General features: G+C 55.9%; 15 protein-coding genes. All 15 read right to left on the reverse strand.

Annotation, left to right across the window (positions count from 1 at the left end; genetic code table 11):
* Nucleotides 1-7 precede the first annotated feature (7 nt).
* Nucleotides 8-1,468, reverse strand: coding sequence for an ATP-binding protein (locus tag ACYSTU_RS07050; RefSeq protein WP_095160024.1), 1,461 nt, complete (start codon nt 1,466-1,468; stop codon nt 8-10).
* Nucleotides 1,465-3,633 carry a TnsB C-terminal domain-containing protein gene (locus tag ACYSTU_RS07055; protein ID WP_095160023.1) on the reverse strand — a complete coding sequence of 723 codons (2,169 nt, stop codon included), beginning with the start codon at nt 3,631-3,633 and terminating at the stop codon, nt 1,465-1,467. Before ACYSTU_RS07055 ends, ACYSTU_RS07050 begins: the two co-directional genes overlap by 4 nt.
* The gene (locus ACYSTU_RS07060) at nt 3,630-4,484 is read right to left on the reverse strand and encodes a TnsA endonuclease N-terminal domain-containing protein (RefSeq protein WP_201869137.1); all 855 of its coding nucleotides are present in this window, start codon (nt 4,482-4,484) and stop codon (nt 3,630-3,632) included. Before ACYSTU_RS07060 ends, ACYSTU_RS07055 begins: the two co-directional genes overlap by 4 nt.
* A 282-nt stretch (nt 4,485-4,766) precedes the next feature.
* Nucleotides 4,767-6,599 (reverse strand): glutamine--fructose-6-phosphate transaminase (isomerizing), encoded by a 1,833-nt coding sequence (gene glmS / locus ACYSTU_RS07065; protein WP_498997048.1) that lies wholly within the window; start codon nt 6,597-6,599, stop codon nt 4,767-4,769.
* Nucleotides 6,600-6,601: 2 nt separating this feature from the next.
* The gene (locus ACYSTU_RS07070) at nt 6,602-7,378 is read right to left on the reverse strand and encodes a DeoR/GlpR family DNA-binding transcription regulator (RefSeq protein ID WP_186568701.1); all 777 of its coding nucleotides are present in this window, start codon (nt 7,376-7,378) and stop codon (nt 6,602-6,604) included.
* 206 nt (nt 7,379-7,584) lie between these two features.
* Entirely contained in the window at nt 7,585-8,952 is a 1,368-nt protein-coding gene (gene glmU, locus ACYSTU_RS07075) for a bifunctional UDP-N-acetylglucosamine diphosphorylase/glucosamine-1-phosphate N-acetyltransferase GlmU (RefSeq protein WP_016772408.1), read from the reverse strand.
* A gap of 118 nt (nt 8,953-9,070) precedes the next feature.
* Nucleotides 9,071-9,496, reverse strand: a complete 426-nt coding sequence (locus ACYSTU_RS07080; RefSeq protein ID WP_016772407.1) for a F0F1 ATP synthase subunit epsilon — start codon at nt 9,494-9,496, stop codon at nt 9,071-9,073.
* Between the two features lie 45 nt (nt 9,497-9,541).
* Complete coding sequence (gene atpD, locus ACYSTU_RS07085; RefSeq protein ID WP_016772406.1) at nt 9,542-10,921, reverse strand: F0F1 ATP synthase subunit beta; 1,380 nt, start codon at nt 10,919-10,921, stop codon at nt 9,542-9,544.
* A 27-nt stretch (nt 10,922-10,948) separates the two neighbouring features.
* A complete protein-coding gene (gene atpG / locus ACYSTU_RS07090; RefSeq protein WP_007911960.1) occupies nt 10,949-11,809 on the reverse strand; it encodes a F0F1 ATP synthase subunit gamma in 861 nt (286 codons plus the stop codon).
* Between the two features lie 50 nt (nt 11,810-11,859).
* Entirely contained in the window at nt 11,860-13,404 is a 1,545-nt protein-coding gene (atpA, locus tag ACYSTU_RS07095; RefSeq protein ID WP_016772405.1) for a F0F1 ATP synthase subunit alpha, read from the reverse strand.
* A gap of 21 nt (nt 13,405-13,425) precedes the next feature.
* On the reverse strand, nt 13,426-13,962 hold the full coding sequence (locus tag ACYSTU_RS07100) for a F0F1 ATP synthase subunit delta (protein WP_016772404.1): 537 nt from the start codon (nt 13,960-13,962) through the stop codon (nt 13,426-13,428).
* Between the two features lie 12 nt (nt 13,963-13,974).
* Nucleotides 13,975-14,445, reverse strand: a complete 471-nt coding sequence (locus tag ACYSTU_RS07105) for a F0F1 ATP synthase subunit B (RefSeq protein ID WP_016772403.1) — start codon at nt 14,443-14,445, stop codon at nt 13,975-13,977.
* A gap of 58 nt (nt 14,446-14,503) precedes the next feature.
* Nucleotides 14,504-14,761, reverse strand: coding sequence for a F0F1 ATP synthase subunit C (gene atpE / locus ACYSTU_RS07110; protein ID WP_003097235.1), 258 nt, complete (start codon nt 14,759-14,761; stop codon nt 14,504-14,506).
* 133 nt (nt 14,762-14,894) lie between these two features.
* Nucleotides 14,895-15,764, reverse strand: a complete 870-nt coding sequence (gene atpB, locus ACYSTU_RS07115) for a F0F1 ATP synthase subunit A (RefSeq protein ID WP_016772402.1) — start codon at nt 15,762-15,764, stop codon at nt 14,895-14,897.
* 16 nt (nt 15,765-15,780) lie between these two features.
* Nucleotides 15,781-16,188 carry a F0F1 ATP synthase subunit I gene (locus tag ACYSTU_RS07120; RefSeq protein ID WP_016772401.1) on the reverse strand — a complete coding sequence of 136 codons (408 nt, stop codon included), beginning with the start codon at nt 16,186-16,188 and terminating at the stop codon, nt 15,781-15,783.
* Nucleotides 16,189-16,308: the final 120 nt, after the last annotated feature.

The following is a 16,308-nucleotide window of genomic DNA, read 5'->3' on the forward strand; positions in this document are numbered from 1 at the left end:
CTCCTACTCACGCTTTGTGATACATCGGTGAGAACTCAAACAGGTCCTCGTTGAGCCAGCCCGCAGCGCGCAGAGCGTCGAGGGGAGCGTCATGTTCGCTAAGCGCTTTAGCCTCTGAGTTTTCCACAGCAGTAGCAATCGGCGATGGGTGATCTTTCGCAAGAATGGTTGGAGATGGGTCTGCCGGTTTCTCACGGGATACAACGCTTCGAAGCAAGGTGAGGCGATCCTCTCGTGCCAATCCATCGAAGACCATCATTTCGCTCAGTTGATCCTCAATCGGCAGCAAATCGTCAAACTGTCGCATCCGCTTCGGATCACGGCTACGCAGGGCTGAAAGGGCTGGCTTTAGAATCTGCATTTTTGAGTTGCTTACCTTCACCATGACCTCGGCAGTCAAACACTCCGAGCCACTCTGGACCGCATAACGCTGACTCAATACCAGCAGCTTGACCAGGAAATCTGTCACGCCTTGAGTGTGTTCATACAGCGTGTCAAAAATCTCGTCGGTCAGCTCGGCAGTCTGCTTGCACCACTGATAGCTCCAGAGATTTTCGACCAACAACCGCCACTCCTCATCATCCTTTTCGAATCGTTTGAATTCGAGCGTACCGGCACCACAAACTCGGCGGGCAGTCCGCATGGCTTCTGAGAACAGGCTAATTGTCGAGTTCGTGCCACTGAAAACCACCGGGATACCGATGTTGTTTACCAAGTGCAGGAAAAAATTCAGCATGCTCTCTTTACCACCGGTTTTCGCCAGGTGGAGGTTTTGCAGCTCGTCGATCAACAAGGCGCCGATGAAAAACGTGCTGGCCACCTGCTCCATCTGTTGCAGCGCATCATTGATGTTTCGATGCCTGTAGCGCTTGTGGTAGTCCTTATCTCCTAGAGCGTCACCAACCGCATAAAAAAACTGCTGGCAAAATCCAGCCAGCGATCCATCCCGAGGGCAGTCAAGCTTCAGCCATGTGATTTGGGTATGAACAAACTGCTTTCCCTCATAGCGCTCATGACGGATTGTCTGTGGATAAAGGCTCAAGATGGCGTGGAGCGCCGTCGACTTGCCAATGCCGCTCAGGCCGACGACGGTAAACGTTTCTGCAGTGGACTTGAACGCATCGTGGTAACGCTGAGCTCCCGATAAAGAATGCAAATGCCGGACGGTAGCGGGCGACATAGGGTTACGCCCGACATACCCTCGACGGATGAGCAGTGAGAACAGGGCCTCCAGTTCCAGATGTAGCAAGAACGGCTGTACGACGGTTCTCAGCCTGTCGATACAGTGAATTCGAGTGGCTCCTTCGAGCGTCAGCTCTTTCGGATCCACCGGCTGAGGAAAGTTCGAGATCAGTTCAACAGCCGCCGCCTCCGACAATATCGGAGGCAAAGCTTCGATCAGCGGGTTACCCGCGTACTCACTAATGTCCTGTCTGACGTAATTGGCAAACGTCTGTGCACCTTTCATTTTGCCTGTCCTGGCCGAATTCTTTTGAGCAAATCGATAACCTGCGCGGTGCGCTCGCCGGCATATGAATCATGCGCTTTCGGTGTCGTTTCAGATTGAAGTGAAGCTGGCTCCACCCTCACGCCTTCAGGAACAACCGCATTTTCACGCTCACGGAGACGTTCTTCTGCGCGGTTCTCGCGGATGTGTCCAGTGGCCTCTGCCTTGGTAGGCGGAGCAGGTTCCTGTTTTCGTTCTGCGAGCGCATGACTGATGATCTGGTGGACCTGATCGCTAAGCTGCACACGGCTTTCCAGCTCAGCTCGCCGGCGCGTAGGCGGTTTTTGGCGATAGGCTTCGAGCAGATCAAAAATCTCGTCCGAGCGGTAATTCGCGTAACCGGCATCCGATCGTCGAAGATCACAACGGATAAACTGCTTGGCCTCTCCTTGAATCCAAATGTGTGCCGCCGAGTTCGGATCGAACCAACACTCTATTGACCAAACGCCCCCTTTGCGAGCCTTAGCAAACCAATCTTTCGCTATGGCCATATCACACACGTAGTGCATGCCGCGAAACATCACTCCGCCCTTTTGAACGGTCGCGCGCTCACGCGGTAAAAGGTGGAGATAAACCAGCTCGTCGGGACGTTTGTTGGATTCGATCAGGTCGTTGTCGCAGGCCCAATTCCATATACCGTTGGGGGTAGGTTCTACGCCGTCATTCATCATCGCTTGAGTCAGTCGGTCAGGCTGTCGATGGTGTCGGTTATAGTGGAGCACGCAATTAATGAGGATTTGGGTGAACTCTTTGAGGTTCAGCGTGGCATCGAGCCGGTAATCTCGCTCGCCGCGCTCTTTGTCCCTCGCAGCTACCCCGCCAGGTAGCCATCTGATACCCGTCAAATCATTCAAAATGCCAAACCGACTTTCTACCATAGGCTTCCAATCAGGCCGATAAGGTGGAGCAGTGCCCATCTCAATTCCCAATCCTGAGGATAACCCCTCTGCTGCGAGTGACAGCATCTCTCCCCGGTCGGCGTAAATCTGGTGGGGCAGGTGGTGACAATTCCAATCATCTGCATTGATTTCAACGCCGTTCTGAGCGCAGAACTCGACTTTGGAGGTAAACGCGTTGAACAGCGCTTGTCTCGCCCCATTCCAACTAGGGCCCTCCAATCCTACATAGAGACCAGCAATTATTCCGGAGAAACTATCCACTACGATATAAACGACGGGCCGACCAATGAGCATCCGTCTAGAGTAGCTGTTGACCAAATAAATATCGGCAATCGTTGCGTCGATTTCGAACTGATGACAGGGTCCACGCAGCCAATCTCGAACGGTACCTGAAAGCGGACGGCAATCCTTTAACCACCTCCTCAACCCTTTACGGCCACGCTCGGTTTCAATCTCGTCGAAAAAAATCTGCCCCCAATATTGGAACTGCCTCAAGCTGGGGAGTTCTGAACCAGGCAACAAACGAAGCGCTTCTTCACTGTTTTTAGAGATGTCTCGAACAGAGTAGAATCGTCTCAACATTTCGTCATATGCGCTCGAAATGGAAGATTTCTTATCTCTTACATAAAGAGCATATCCAACACGGATGCATCGTTTATCAACTGCACTGAGCATCTTTGAAGGCGAAGTAAGAACGCCTTGAAATTTAGGCTTTCGCCCTGGTGGCCTGCTCGGATCATATTTTCTATCGGCAACACCTACTGCCGTATAATTGTTAAGCAATGAGTTGCGAACTTGACCATATAACCAATAGCGGTAAAGAAGCCGATAGATCGTTTTCCGCTGAATTCCGAGTTCTGACGCCCGTTTGCTAACAAGTCGGCCTAACTCACCTCGTACAAATATTTGTCCTGGGTATTCAGGATCTAGCAGAGGGGCGATGACGGCCCACTTTTCGTCCCGGCCTTGCTTGGCTCTCTCATCCAACTGTTCCTCAAGCACAAGCATGAACTCGGGCGTGGCAATGGCTGCTGATTTGGTGTGACCAGACGCTAACGATCGACGCAGCTCCTCCAGTCCAACAGCGTATGGCTGCCGGGGTGGGTCAGCTAGATCCATCAAAACTGCTAAGTCATGCGTTTCATCCTGGTAAAGGAGCCTGGCTATCGTAGCGATGACCGACAGATCGGTTACAGGCTCGAAAACGTCATTAACGAGAACAGTCATGACATTTTCTCCTTCAACGATACTTGGACAGGGCTCGGGGAAACTTCGAAGCCAGGAACTAGACCAGTAAGGTGGAGAGGAGTGTTAACCAAATCGATTTTCAGTATCTTGTTCCAAACCAGATGAAAGAAAATTGCTTGAGCGTCTATATAGGAAATGGACAGAAGTGATGCTATTTTTCTTAGACAGGTGGCCAAGGTCCACGAATATTCCCGGCTGTTTACAAGGCACTCGATAAAATTCGAATGCAACGGCGCTTTCATTAAATCACGAGAGAGCTTCGAGTACCTCCTGATTAGTCCAAGATTTTTAATCAAATCTCGTGTAAAAAACTCGTCTGTTACGATTTTCCAATCAACACCTTGGCTTTCCCAAAAACGCTTTTCAATTTCAAGTTTTTCAAGCGTTCTTTTACTTCCGTTGCCAATTAAATCGGAACGATACTTCACCGTCCTAGCTACCGATTTGAAGTTTCCGCTCGGGTCCTTAACAGTTAACAGGAAGTCTGTTGTCATCACATAAGGCAGTGTTGTTCTAGGGTATCTTGGATAGCGTACATCGATCGCCGACGCTATCGCTTGCGCACGCCCTGTGGGTAGTAAAGGGTATTGCTCCCGGATATCCACGACGTCTTCAGAAAATTCACACACAAGGAAGTAGGAACGCTCGAGATCTGACAGGAGGTGATGAATCCTCTCGATCTTCACACCTTGAATCTTGTGCGAACGACCTATCGACGGGACATCTTGTACCCGCAGCCAAGGCACGTAGCTTGCCCCGGCGCCTTCGCCAAATCCATTTGCGATGTGCCGTTCAATGTCCTGCTGTGATGCAAATTTACGACCTCGCAACCCACGCCTCCTCAGTCGATGCGGACCGCTTCACCTCGCGTCGAGAAAAAGTCGTAGAAGGACACGACCGCCAAAGCGGCCGCATTCAAAACATTTTCCAGACTACACCCGCTGAAAGTTGAAGCGATGATTCCAGACCAAAGGGAAAGCCTGGAAAGGAAAACCCCCGTAGATACGGGGGTTTGAGCCTTGTGTCAATCTATGTTCATGCGTGTCAAACTTTATTGTTTTGTGTCAATCTTTATTGTTGAAAACCAGAAGCGTAGATCATCTGTGGATAACTTATTCCACGGTCACCGATTTCGCCAGGTTGCGCGGTTGATCAACGTCGGTGCCCTTGAGCACGGCGACGTAGTACGACAACAGTTGCAACGGGATCGTATAAAGGATCGGCGAGAGAATGTCGTGGATGTGCGGCATTTGCACCACGTGGGTACCTTCGCCGTTCGTCATCGCAGCCTTCTCATCCGCGAACACGATCAACTCGCCGCCGCGAGCGCGGACTTCCTGCAGGTTGGATTTGAGCTTTTCCAGCAGTTCGTTGTTCGGTGCGACAGTGACCACCGGCATGTCGTTATCCACAAGTGCCAGCGGCCCGTGTTTGAGCTCGCCGGCCGGGTAGGCTTCGGCATGAATGTAGGAGATTTCCTTGAGCTTCAAGGCACCTTCCATCGCGACCGGGAATTGCGCACCACGGCCGAGGAACAGGGTGTGGTTTTTCTCGGCAAACAGCTCGGCGATTTTTTCCACGGTGCTGTCCATCGCCAGCGCTTCGCCGAGACGGGTCGGCAGGCGACGCAGTTCTTCGACGAGTGTGGCTTCGACGCCGTTAGCCAGAGTGCCGCGCACCTGACCCAGCGACAGGGTCAGCAGCAACAGGCCGACCAGTTGCGTGGTAAAGGCTTTGGTCGAGGCCACGCCGATTTCGCGACCGGCCTGGGTCAACAGGGTCAGATCGGATTCACGCACCAGCGAGCTGATGCCGACGTTGCAGATGGCCAGGCTGGCGAGGAAGCCCAGCTCCTTGGCATTGCGCAGCGCCGCGAGGGTGTCCGCAGTTTCGCCAGACTGCGAAATGGTCACGAACAGCGTGTCCGGCTGCACCACCACTTTGCGATAACGGAATTCGCTGGCGACTTCGACCTGGCACGGAATACCGGCCAGTTCTTCGAGCCAGTAACGCGCGACCATGCCGGCGTGATAACTGGTGCCGCAGGCGACAATCTGCACATTGCGCACTTTGGCAAACAGCTCGGCAGCTTGTGGACCGAAGGCCTCAACCAGCACCTGATTGTTGCCCAGGCGACCTTCGAGGGTGCGTTGTACCACCGCCGGTTGTTCGTGGATTTCCTTGAGCATGTAGTGGCGGAACTCGCCCTTGTCGGCGGCTTCGGCACCGTCGGTGTACTGCACGGTCTGGCGCTCGACAGCGTTGCCGTTTACGTCCCAGATCTGCACGCTGTCGCGACGGATTTCAGCGATATCGCCTTCTTCCAGGTACATGAAGCGGTCAGTGACCTGACGCAGAGCCAACTGGTCGGAAGCGAGGAAATTCTCGCCCAGGCCCAGGCCGATCACCAATGGACTGCCACTGCGCGCGGCAACCAGACGATCCGGTTGCTGTGCGTTGATCACTGCCAGACCGTAGGCGCCATGCAGCTCCTTGACGGTCGCTTTGAGCGCGGCAGTCAGGTCCGGTTGTTCCTTGAGCTTGTGGGTCAGCAGGTGCGCGATGACTTCGGTGTCGGTGTCCGAGCTGAACGCATAGCCCAGCGCTTTCAGCTGTTTGCGCAGGGCTTCGTGGTTCTCGATGATGCCGTTGTGCACCACCGCAATGTCACCGGAAAAATGCGGGTGGGCATTGCGCTCGCACGGCGCGCCATGGGTAGCCCAACGGGTGTGGGCGATACCGAGGCGCCCGGCCAGCGGGTGTTCGGCCAGCGCGGTTTCCAGTTCGCTGACCTTGCCCGGACGGCGCATGCGTTCCAGGGTCTGGTCATTGGTATAAACCGCCACACCGGCGCTGTCATAGCCGCGGTATTCGAGGCGCTTCAGGCCTTCGAGAAGGATGGCGGTGATGTTACGTTCAGCTACAGCGCCGACAATGCCACACATGGTTATTTCTCCTGACTGACAGCCGCACAGATCAAATTGATCCCGCGGGCCTGAAGCTGATCGCGTGCCTCGACAGACAGGCGATCATCGGTAATGAGGGTATGGATGCTGCTCCAGGGCAGCTCCAGGTTGGGAATCTTGCGACCGATCTTGTCGGCCTCGACCATGACGATCACTTCTCGCGCAACGTCGGCCATCACTCGGCTGAGGCCGAGCAGTTCATTGAAGGTGGTGGTGCCGCGCACCAGATCGATACCGTCAGCGCCGATGAACAGTTGATCGAAGTCGTAAGAGCGTAGTACCTGCTCGGCGACCTGGCCCTGAAAGGATTCCGAGTGCGGATCCCAAGTGCCGCCGGTCATCAGCAGCACTGGCTCGTGTTCCAGTTCGCTCAAGGCATTGGCGACATGCAGCGAGTTGGTCATCACCACCAGACCCGGTTGCTGGCCCAGTTCGGGAATCATCGCGGCGGTGGTGCTGCCGCTGTCGATGATGATGCGCGCGTGCTCGCGGATGCGTTTGACCGCCGCGCGGGCGATCGCCTGCTTGTACTTGGAAATACTCTGCGCCGTTTCTGCGACCAGCTCTTGCGGCATGGTGATCGCCCCGCCGTAACGACGCAGCAACAGACCATGGGTTTCCAGCGCCGCGAGATCCTTGCGAATCGTAACTTCGGAAGTTTCGAAACGCTTGGCCAGCTCGTCGACACTGACTTCGCCCTGCTCATTGAGCAAGGCGAGAATGTTATGGCGACGTTGAGGAGTATTGCGCTTGGACATGGCAGCTTAAGTTTCGATTCGAAAGATAACGCAAGCAATGAAACTCTATCGAAAGGTTGCCGTCAAGACGCGGGGAGAAAAATTCAGAAAGATTGAAACGACTGTGGGAGCGAGCCCGCTCGCGAAAGGGAGTCTCGGCCACTGAAGACGTGACTGACAAACCGCATTCGCGAACAGGCTCGCTCCCACAGGAGGTTGTGGATAAATCAGGATTTTTTGATTTTTTCCGGCCGCTTCCAGCCGTCGATGTTCTTCTGACGGGCTCGGCCAACCGCCAACTGAGCGTTATCCACATTTTGCGTGATGGTCGAGCCGGCAGCAGTAGTTGCACCATTGGAAATATCCACAGGGGCAACCAGCGAGTTGTTGGAACCGATGAATACATCAGCGCCCAAAACGGTTTTCCACTTGTTCGCGCCATCGTAATTGCAGGTGATGGTGCCGGCGCCGATGTTGGTGCGTGCGCCGATTTCGGCATCGCCCAGATAGGTCAGATGGCCAGCCTTGGCACCCTCGCCCATGTGGGCGTTTTTGAGCTCGACGAAGTTACCGACATGGGCGCGCGCTTCGAGCACAGTGCCCGGGCGCAAACGCGCGAAGGGACCGGCGTCGCTGCCTTCACCGAGAATGGCACCTTCGATATGACTGTTGGCCTTGATTACCACGCCTTTGCGCAGGGTACTGTCCTTGATCACGCAGTTCGGGCCGATCTGTACGTCGTCTTCAATGATCACCTTGCCTTCCAGGATCACGTTGATGTCGATCAGCACATCGCGGCCTACGCTGACTTCGCCACGCACATCGAAACGCGCCGGGTCACGCAGGGTCACGCCCTGAGCCATCAGGCGACGGCCGGCGCGCAACTGGTAATGACGCTCCAGTTCAGAGAGCTGCTTGCGATCATTGGCGCCCTGCACTTCCATCGGGTCGTGCGGTTGTTCGGTGGCAACCACCAGACCATCGCTGACCGCCATTTCGATCACGTCGGTGAGGTAGTACTCGCCCTGCGCATTGTTGTTCGACAGGCGGCTCATCCAGTCCGCCAGACGATCGGCCGGCACAGCGAGGATGCCGGTGTTGCCTTCGGTGATCGCACGTTGCGCTTCGCTGGCGTCTTTGTGCTCGACGATCGCCGCGACCTTCCCGTCAGCATCACGCACGATGCGGCCGTAACCGGTCGGGTCATCCAGCTCGACAGTGAGCAAACCCATCTGGCCCGGCACGACATGCTTGAGCAGACGTTGCAGGGTTTCCACTTCAATCAGCGGCACATCGCCGTAAAGAATCAGCACAGTGTCGGCATCAATGAACGGCACCGCCTGGGCGGTGGCATGGCCAGTGCCCAGTTGCTTGTCCTGCAACACGAAATTCAGGTCATCAGCTGCCAGACGCTCACGCACCACATCGGCACCGTGACCGATCACCACGTGAATGCGCTGTGGATCAAGTTGCCGAGCGCTGTGGATAACATGGCCGAGCATGGAGTTGCCGGCAATCGGGTGCAGCACTTTGGGCAGCGCCGAGCGCATGCGAGTGCCTTGACCGGCCGCGAGGATAACGATTTCGAGAGACATGACTGGCTACCAATCCTGGGTGGTCAGCAACTGCGACCGGTTTGTGGGAATTCGGAAAAGAAAAAAGGGTAGCCGAGGCTACCCTTTTTTATCAATCGCACAATAAGCGGCTGACGGATTAACCGCCAAACTTCTTGCGGATCTGCTGGACGGTGCGCAGCTGGGCTGCAGCCTCGGCCAGACGTGTGGCAGCGGCGCCGTAATCGAAGTCCGCGCCTTTTTCGTTCAGGGCATTCTCGGCAGCCTTGAGAGCTGCCTGAGCCTGAGCTTCATCCAGGTCGGCGGCACGTTGCACGGTATCGGCAAGTACCTTGACCATGTTCGGCTGAACCTCGAGGAAACCACCGGAGATGTAGAACACCTCGGCTTCCCCGCCTTGCTTGATCAGGCGGATCGGACCCGGCTTGAGATTAGTGATCAGCGGCGCGTGACCCAGAGCGATACCAAGATCACCCAGTGCACCGTGCGCAATCACCATCTCGACCAGGCCGGAAAAGATTTCCCCTTCCGCGCTGACGATATCGCAATGGACTGTCATAGCCATCTGATTGCCTCAACCTAAATTAGCGCCCGTTGCCGGGCGCCGGGATTACAGTTTCTTGGCTTTCTCGATCGCTTCTTCGATGCCGCCAACCATGTAGAACGCTTGTTCTGGCAGGTGGTCGTAGTCACCGTTGAGGATGCCTTTGAAGCCAGCAATGGTGTCTTTCAGGGAAACGTATTTACCCGAAGCACCGGTGAAGACTTCAGCCACGAAGAACGGCTGCGACAAGAAGCGCTGGATCTTACGAGCACGGTTAACCAACTGTTTGTCGGCTTCCGACAGCTCGTCCATACCCAGGATCGCGATGATGTCTTTCAGCTCTTTGTAACGCTGCAGAACATACTGAACGCCGCGAGCGGTGTCGTAGTGGTCCTGACCGATCACGTTCGGGTCCAGCTGGCGCGAAGTCGAATCCAGTGGATCTACCGCTGGGTAGATACCCAGGGAAGCGATGTCACGGGACAGAACGACGGTGGCGTCCAAGTGGGCGAAGGTGGTCGCTGGCGACGGGTCGGTCAAGTCGTCCGCAGGTACGTATACCGCTTGGATCGAGGTGATCGAACCTTCCTTGGTCGAAGTGATACGTTCCTGCAGAACGCCCATCTCTTCAGCCAGGGTCGGCTGGTAACCTACTGCCGAAGGCATACGGCCCAGCAGTGCGGATACTTCAGTACCGGCCAGGGTGTAACGATAGATGTTGTCGACGAACAGCAGAACGTCGTTACCTTCGTCACGGAACTTCTCGGCCATGGTCAGGCCAGTCAGTGCTACGCGCAGACGGTTTCCCGGCGGCTCGTTCATCTGACCGTAAACCAGTGCCACTTTGTCCAGAACGTTGGAGTCCTTCATCTCGTGGTAGAAGTCGTTACCCTCACGAGTACGCTCACCCACACCGGCGAACACGGAATAACCGCTGTGCTCGATGGCGATGTTACGGATCAGTTCCATCATGTTTACGGTTTTGCCTACACCGGCACCACCGAACAGACCGACTTTACCGCCCTTGGCGAACGGGCAGACCAGGTCGATAACCTTGATGCCGGTTTCCAGCAGGTCGTTGCCGCCTGCTTGCTCGGCGAACGAAGGTGCTGCGCGGTGAATGCCCCAGCGCTCTTCGGTGTCGATCGGGCCAGCTTCGTCGATCGGGTTACCGAGGACGTCCATGATCCGGCCCAGGGTTGCTTTACCGACCGGTACGGAGATGGCTGCGCCAGAGTCGGTGACTTCCAGACCGCGCTTCAAGCCCTCGGTGGAACCCATCGCAATGGTACGCACCACGCCGTCGCCCAGCTGCTGCTGAACTTCCAGGGTGGTTGCGGCCGCGCTTTGTACAGTCAGCGCGTTGTAGATGCTCGGTACGCTGTCGCGTGGAAATTCCACGTCGATAACGGCGCCGATGATTTGAACGATACGTCCGCTACTCATAGCTGGATCCTCTGAATATTTGAACCGTTAAACCGCGGCAGCGCCGCCGACGATTTCCGAGATCTCTTGGGTGATCGCAGCCTGACGCGCCTTGTTGTAGATCAGCTGCAAATCGCTGATCAAATCACCGGCGTTGTCGGTAGCGTTCTTCATCGCGATCATCCGCGCAGCCTGTTCAGCCGCGTTGTTCTCGACCACCGCCTGGTAGACCTGCGACTCGACGTAACGGACCATCAAGCCGTCAAGCAGCTCTTTGGCGTCCGGTTCGTAGAGATAGTCCCAGTGGTGCTTGAGATCCTGATCCGGGGTTGCCACCAGTGGAATCAACTGCTCCACGGTAGGCTGTTGAGTCATGGTGTTGATGAACTTGTTGGACACCACGGACAGGCGGTCGATACGGCCGTCCAGGTAGGCATCCAGCATCACCTTGACGCTGCCGATCAGGTCATTGATCGACGGCTCTTCACCCAGGTGGCTGATAGCTGCAACGACGTTACCGCCGAAGTTGCGGAAAAAGGCCGCACCCTTGCTACCGACTACACACAGATCAATCTCGACGCCGTTTTCGCGGTTTACCGCCATGTCCTTGACCAGGGCCTTGAACAGGTTGGTGTTCAAGCCGCCGCACAGACCACGGTCACTGCTCACGACGACATAACCGACGCGCTTGATTTCGCGGTCGATCATGAACGGGTGGCGGTATTCCGGGTTGGCGTTGGCCAGATGCCCAATTACCTGGCGGATACGCTCCGCATAAGGACGGCTAGCAGCCATGCGCATTTGTGCCTTGCGCATTTTGCTGACCGCCACTTTTTCCATGGCGCTGGTAATCTTTTGCGTGCTTTTGATGCTCGCAATCTTACTGCGAATCTCTTTTGCGCCTGCCATGTAACACCTATCAGGTTAGCAAGCGGGAGCCTCGCGGCTCCCGCTGCGGCTTACCAGGTTTGGGTGGCCTTGAACTTCTCGATACCGGCTTTCATGCCAGCGTCGATTTCGTCATTGAAGTCACCTTTAACGTTGATCTTGGCCATCAAATCGGCGTGATCGCGGTTGAAGAAAGCGATCAGCGCTTGTTCGAAGCTGCCGACCTTGGCGATTTCAATGTCAGTCAGGAACCCACGCTCAGCGGCATACAGCGACAGCGCCATGTCAGCGATCGACATTGGTGCGTATTGCTTCTGCTTCATCAGCTCGGTAACGCGCTGACCATGCTCAAGTTGCTTGCGGGTCGCTTCGTCCAGGTCAGAAGCGAACTGGGCGAATGCCGCCAGTTCACGGTACTGAGCCAGAGCGGTACGGATACCACCGGAGAGCTTCTTGATGATCTTGGTCTGAGCGGCACCACCCACACGGGATACCGAAACACCGGCGTTCACTGCAGGGCGGATGCCCGAGTTGAACATGGCCGATTCCAGGAAGATCTGACCGTCGGTGATGGAAATCACGTTGGTCGGAACGAACGCGGAAACGTCGCCAGCCTGGGTTTCGATGATCGGCAGTGCGGTCAGGGAACCGGTTTTGCCGGTCACTGCGCCGTTGGTGAACTTCTCTACGTATTCTTCCGAAACGCGGGATGCGCGCTCCAGCAGACGGGAGTGGAGATAGAACACGTCGCCTGGGTAAGCTTCACGGCCTGGTGGACGGCGCAGCAGCAGGGAGATCTGGCGGTAAGCCACTGCCTGCTTGGACAGATCGTCATAAACGATCAGCGCGTCTTCACCGCGGTCGCGGAAGAATTCACCCATGGTGCAACCGGAGTACGGTGCCAGGAATTGCAGCGCAGGAGATTCCGAAGCACTGGCAGCCACGATGATCGTGTTGGCCAGGGCGCCGTTTTCTTCCAGCTTGCGAACCACGTTGGCGATGGTCGATTGCTTCTGACCGATGGCTACGTAGACGCAGAAAATGCCGCTGTCTTTCTGGTTGATGATCGCGTCGATCGCCAGAGCGGTTTTACCGATCTGACGGTCACCGATGATCAGCTCACGCTGGCCACGGCCGACAGGGATCATGGCATCGACAGCCTTGTAGCCAGTCTGTACAGGCTGGTCTACCGACTTACGCCAGATCACGCCTGGAGCAACTTTCTCGACCGCGTCGGTCTCGGTGTTGCCCAGTGGACCTTTGCCGTCAACAGGGTTACCCAGAGCATCGACTACGCGGCCCAGCAATTCCTTACCAACAGGAACTTCGAGGATGCGGCCGGTGCACTTGGCGCTCATGCCTTCAGCCAGCGACTGGTAGGAGCCCAATACCACGGCACCTACGGAGTCCTGCTCCAGGTTGAGGGCCATACCGTAGACGCCGCCCGGAAACTCGATCATCTCGCCGTACATGACGTCGGCCAGACCGTGAATCCGCACGATGCCGTCAGATACGCTGACGACAGTGCCTTCGTTACGGGCTTGGGAGGTCACATCGAGCTTGTCGATGCGGCCCTTGATAATTTCACTTATTTCGGAAGGATTGAGTTGCTGCATTGCTCTGCTGCCCCTTCAAACTCAAGATTTCAATGCTTCGGCAAGTTTCGCGATTTTGCCGCGAATCGAGCCATCGATAACCAGGTCGCCGGCGCGGATCACGACACCACCAATCAAGGCAGCGTCCTCCGCAACTTGCAGGCGCACTTCCCGGTTGAGTCGTGCACTGAGAACCTTGGCGAGTTTGTCTTGCTGTTCTTGGTTCAATGCAAATGCACTGGTTACTTCAACGTCTACCGATTTCTCTTGTTCGGCCTTGTACAGGTCGAACAGAGCGGCGATCTCCGGCAGAAGCAGGAGACGGTCGTTTTCGGCAACGACGTTGATGAAATTGCGTGCCTTTTCATCAAACTTGTCGCCGCACACGTCAATGAACGTGGCGGCCTTTTCTGCGCTCGTCAGTCGCGGGGCCTTGAGCACGCGCTGCAGGGTGTCGTCTTGCGACACCGCTGCTGCCAGGCCGAGCATGGCTGACCAATTGGCCAGTTGCTGGTGGGCCTGAGCGTGCTCGAAGGCCGCCTTAGCGTAAGGTCGGGCCAACGTGGTCAGTTCTGCCATGATCGCCCTCGCTTAGATTTCAGCAGCCAGTTGGTTAACCAGCTCTGCGTGCGCGTTTTGATCGATTGTGGCACCCAGGATCTTCTCGGCGCCGCCGACAGCCAGCAAGCCCACTTGGGCACGCAGCTTGTCTTTGACGCTGTTCAGTTCCTGTTCGATCTCGGCTTGAGCCTGAACCTTCACACGGTCAGCGTCGATACGGGCTTTTTCAACAGCCTCTTCGACGATCTGGTTACCGCGTTTCTTGGCTTGCTCGATGATTTCAGCTGCCTGAGCTTTCGCTTCGCGCAGTTGCTGACCCGCTTTCTCTTGGGCCAACTCCAGGTCGCGAGCTGCACGGCTGGCAGCGTCCAGACCATCAGCGATCTTCTTTTGACGTTCGTGCAGAGCAGCGATGACCGGAGGCCATACATACTTCATGCAGAACAGTACAAAAATCAGGAACGCAACGGACTGGCCAATCAGGGTCGCATTAATGTTCACGCCAACACCTCGCAGTTACGTTGTCCATCACACCAAATTACCCGGAAGATCCGAGTAATCAGCCAGCGATCTGACCAACGAACGGGTTCGCAAAGGTGAAGAACAGAGCGATACCAACACCGATCATGGTTACGGCGTCGAGCAGACCGGCAACGATGAACATTTTCACTTGCAGCATTGGAACCATTTCTGGCTGACGCGCTGCGCCTTCCAGGAACTTGCCGCCCAGCAGGCCGAAACCAATTGCGGTACCCAGTGCGCCCAGGCCGATCAACAGTGCAACAGCGATAGCGGTTAGACCAACTACAGTTTCCATCTTTCCTCCCGACTTTTACGTCGTATGGTTTAGGTTTTTTAGATTAAAGCGGTAAAACAAATCGTTTCAGCTGCCCCGCAAGGAGCTCCCTCCCGTTTGACCGGGAGGAACATCAGACTAGTCGAGACTGGTCTTAATGGTTTTCTTCGTGCGCCATCGACAGGTAGACGATGGTCAGCATCATGAAGATGAACGCCTGCAGGGTGATGATCAGGATGTGGAATACAGCCCACGCCCACTGCAGAACAACGCCCAGGCCGCTGAGCCAGAGCAGGCCGCTGCCGAACATCACAGCGATCAGAATGAACACCAGCTCGCCGGCATACATGTTGCCGAACAGACGCAGAGCCAGAGAGATCGGCTTGGCGATCAGGGTGACGAATTCCAGCAGGAAGTTCACCGGGATCAGCAGGGCCTGAACGAAGATGTTCTTGCTGCCGAACGGGTGCAGGGTCAGTTCGCCGATGAAGCCGCCGATGCCCTTGACCTTGATGCTGTAGAAAATGATCAGTGCGAACACCGAGAACGCCATGCCCAGAGTCGCGTTCGGGTCGGTGGTCGACACGGCGCGGAACGGGATGTGGGCATCGCCGGAGATCAGGATGGCCAGCTGAGGAATCCAGTCGACCGGTACCAGGTCGACGGCGTTCATCAGGAACACCCAGACGAAGATGGTCAGCGCCAGCGGTGCAATCACCGGGCTACGGCCATGGAAGCTGTCTTTCACGCTGCCATCGACGAATTCGACCAATACTTCAACGAAGTTCTGCAAGGCACCCGGCTGACCCGACGTCGCTTTCTTCGCCGCCATGCGGAAAAGAAGAACGAAGATCAGACCCAGCGCGACCGACCAGCCGAGGGTATCGACGTGGAAAGCCCAGAAGCCCATTTCCTTGGCCTCTGCTGCGGTGTGGGCAAAGCCCCAGCCGCCGTTGGGTAGCTGACCGAAAGTCAGGTTCTGCAAGTGGTGCTGGATATAGCCCGAAGCGGTTGTCTCTGCCATGGTTGCCTCAAACGCCCTAAGGTCTCGAAAGTCTTGTTCTCATCAGCAGGGGAGCGAACCAGCTGACCGACTGCGTCAGCACGAACACGCCGAATACTGCGATCGGCGCCAGTGGCTTCACACCTGCGAACACCAGTGCAAACAGCACTGCCGTCAAAATAAGTTTGCCTGCCTCGCCGGCATAAAAAGACCGGACGATGGACTGGGCTGCTCGGGCGCCGGAAAACCGAAATGCCCTGTGAGCGAAATAAACATTGGGCAGCAAGGCTATCAGGCCTCCGCAAAGTCCCGAGTATCCGGCAACGACTCCATGCCATTGCCAGAGCGCCAAAGCGGCAATGAGCAGAATGACAAATTGAGCCATCAACACCGGAAAAACCGCCAGGCGATGGAAAGGCAAGCGGTTTGGCGTGCGGGTTTCCATCACAGTTGCTCTCCAATGGTCGGCTGCCGAAATTCAATAACTTGGCATAATTTGTGCCGACAAAATGCGCGCAGAGTATAGGGGCGGTTCTGCCCCTATTCAACTGTCAGGTAGTGATTT

It is taken from the genome of Pseudomonas glycinis, from assembly GCF_054871425.1.

Excerpts from the sequence above, each read along its gene's own strand:
- ACYSTU_RS07055 (WP_095160023.1), bottom strand. The coding sequence starts at position 3,633 with ATGACTGTTCTCGTTAATGACGTTTTCGAGCCTGTAACCGATCTGTCG.
- ACYSTU_RS07080 (WP_016772407.1), bottom strand. The coding sequence starts at position 9,496 with ATGGCTATGACAGTCCATTGCGATATCGTCAGCGCGGAAGGGGAAATC.
- atpG (WP_007911960.1), bottom strand. The coding sequence starts at position 11,809 with ATGGCAGGCGCAAAAGAGATTCGCAGTAAGATTGCGAGCATCAAAAGC.
- ACYSTU_RS07120 (WP_016772401.1), bottom strand. The coding sequence starts at position 16,188 with ATGGAAACCCGCACGCCAAACCGCTTGCCTTTCCATCGCCTGGCGGTT.
- atpE (WP_003097235.1), bottom strand. The coding sequence starts at position 14,761 with ATGGAAACTGTAGTTGGTCTAACCGCTATCGCTGTTGCACTGTTGATC.
- atpB (WP_016772402.1), bottom strand. The coding sequence starts at position 15,764 with ATGGCAGAGACAACCGCTTCGGGCTATATCCAGCACCACTTGCAGAAC.
- atpD (WP_016772406.1), bottom strand. The coding sequence starts at position 10,921 with ATGAGTAGCGGACGTATCGTTCAAATCATCGGCGCCGTTATCGACGTG.
- glmU (WP_016772408.1), bottom strand. The coding sequence starts at position 8,952 with ATGTCTCTCGAAATCGTTATCCTCGCGGCCGGTCAAGGCACTCGCATG.
- glmS (WP_498997048.1), bottom strand. The coding sequence starts at position 6,599 with ATGTGTGGCATTGTCGGCGCTGTAGCTGAACGTAACATCACCGCCATC.
- ACYSTU_RS07070 (WP_186568701.1), bottom strand. The coding sequence starts at position 7,378 with ATGTCCAAGCGCAATACTCCTCAACGTCGCCATAACATTCTCGCCTTG.
- ACYSTU_RS07050 (WP_095160024.1), bottom strand. The coding sequence starts at position 1,468 with ATGAAAGGTGCACAGACGTTTGCCAATTACGTCAGACAGGACATTAGT.
- atpA (WP_016772405.1), bottom strand. The coding sequence starts at position 13,404 with ATGCAGCAACTCAATCCTTCCGAAATAAGTGAAATTATCAAGGGCCGC.
- ACYSTU_RS07100 (WP_016772404.1), bottom strand. The coding sequence starts at position 13,962 with ATGGCAGAACTGACCACGTTGGCCCGACCTTACGCTAAGGCGGCCTTC.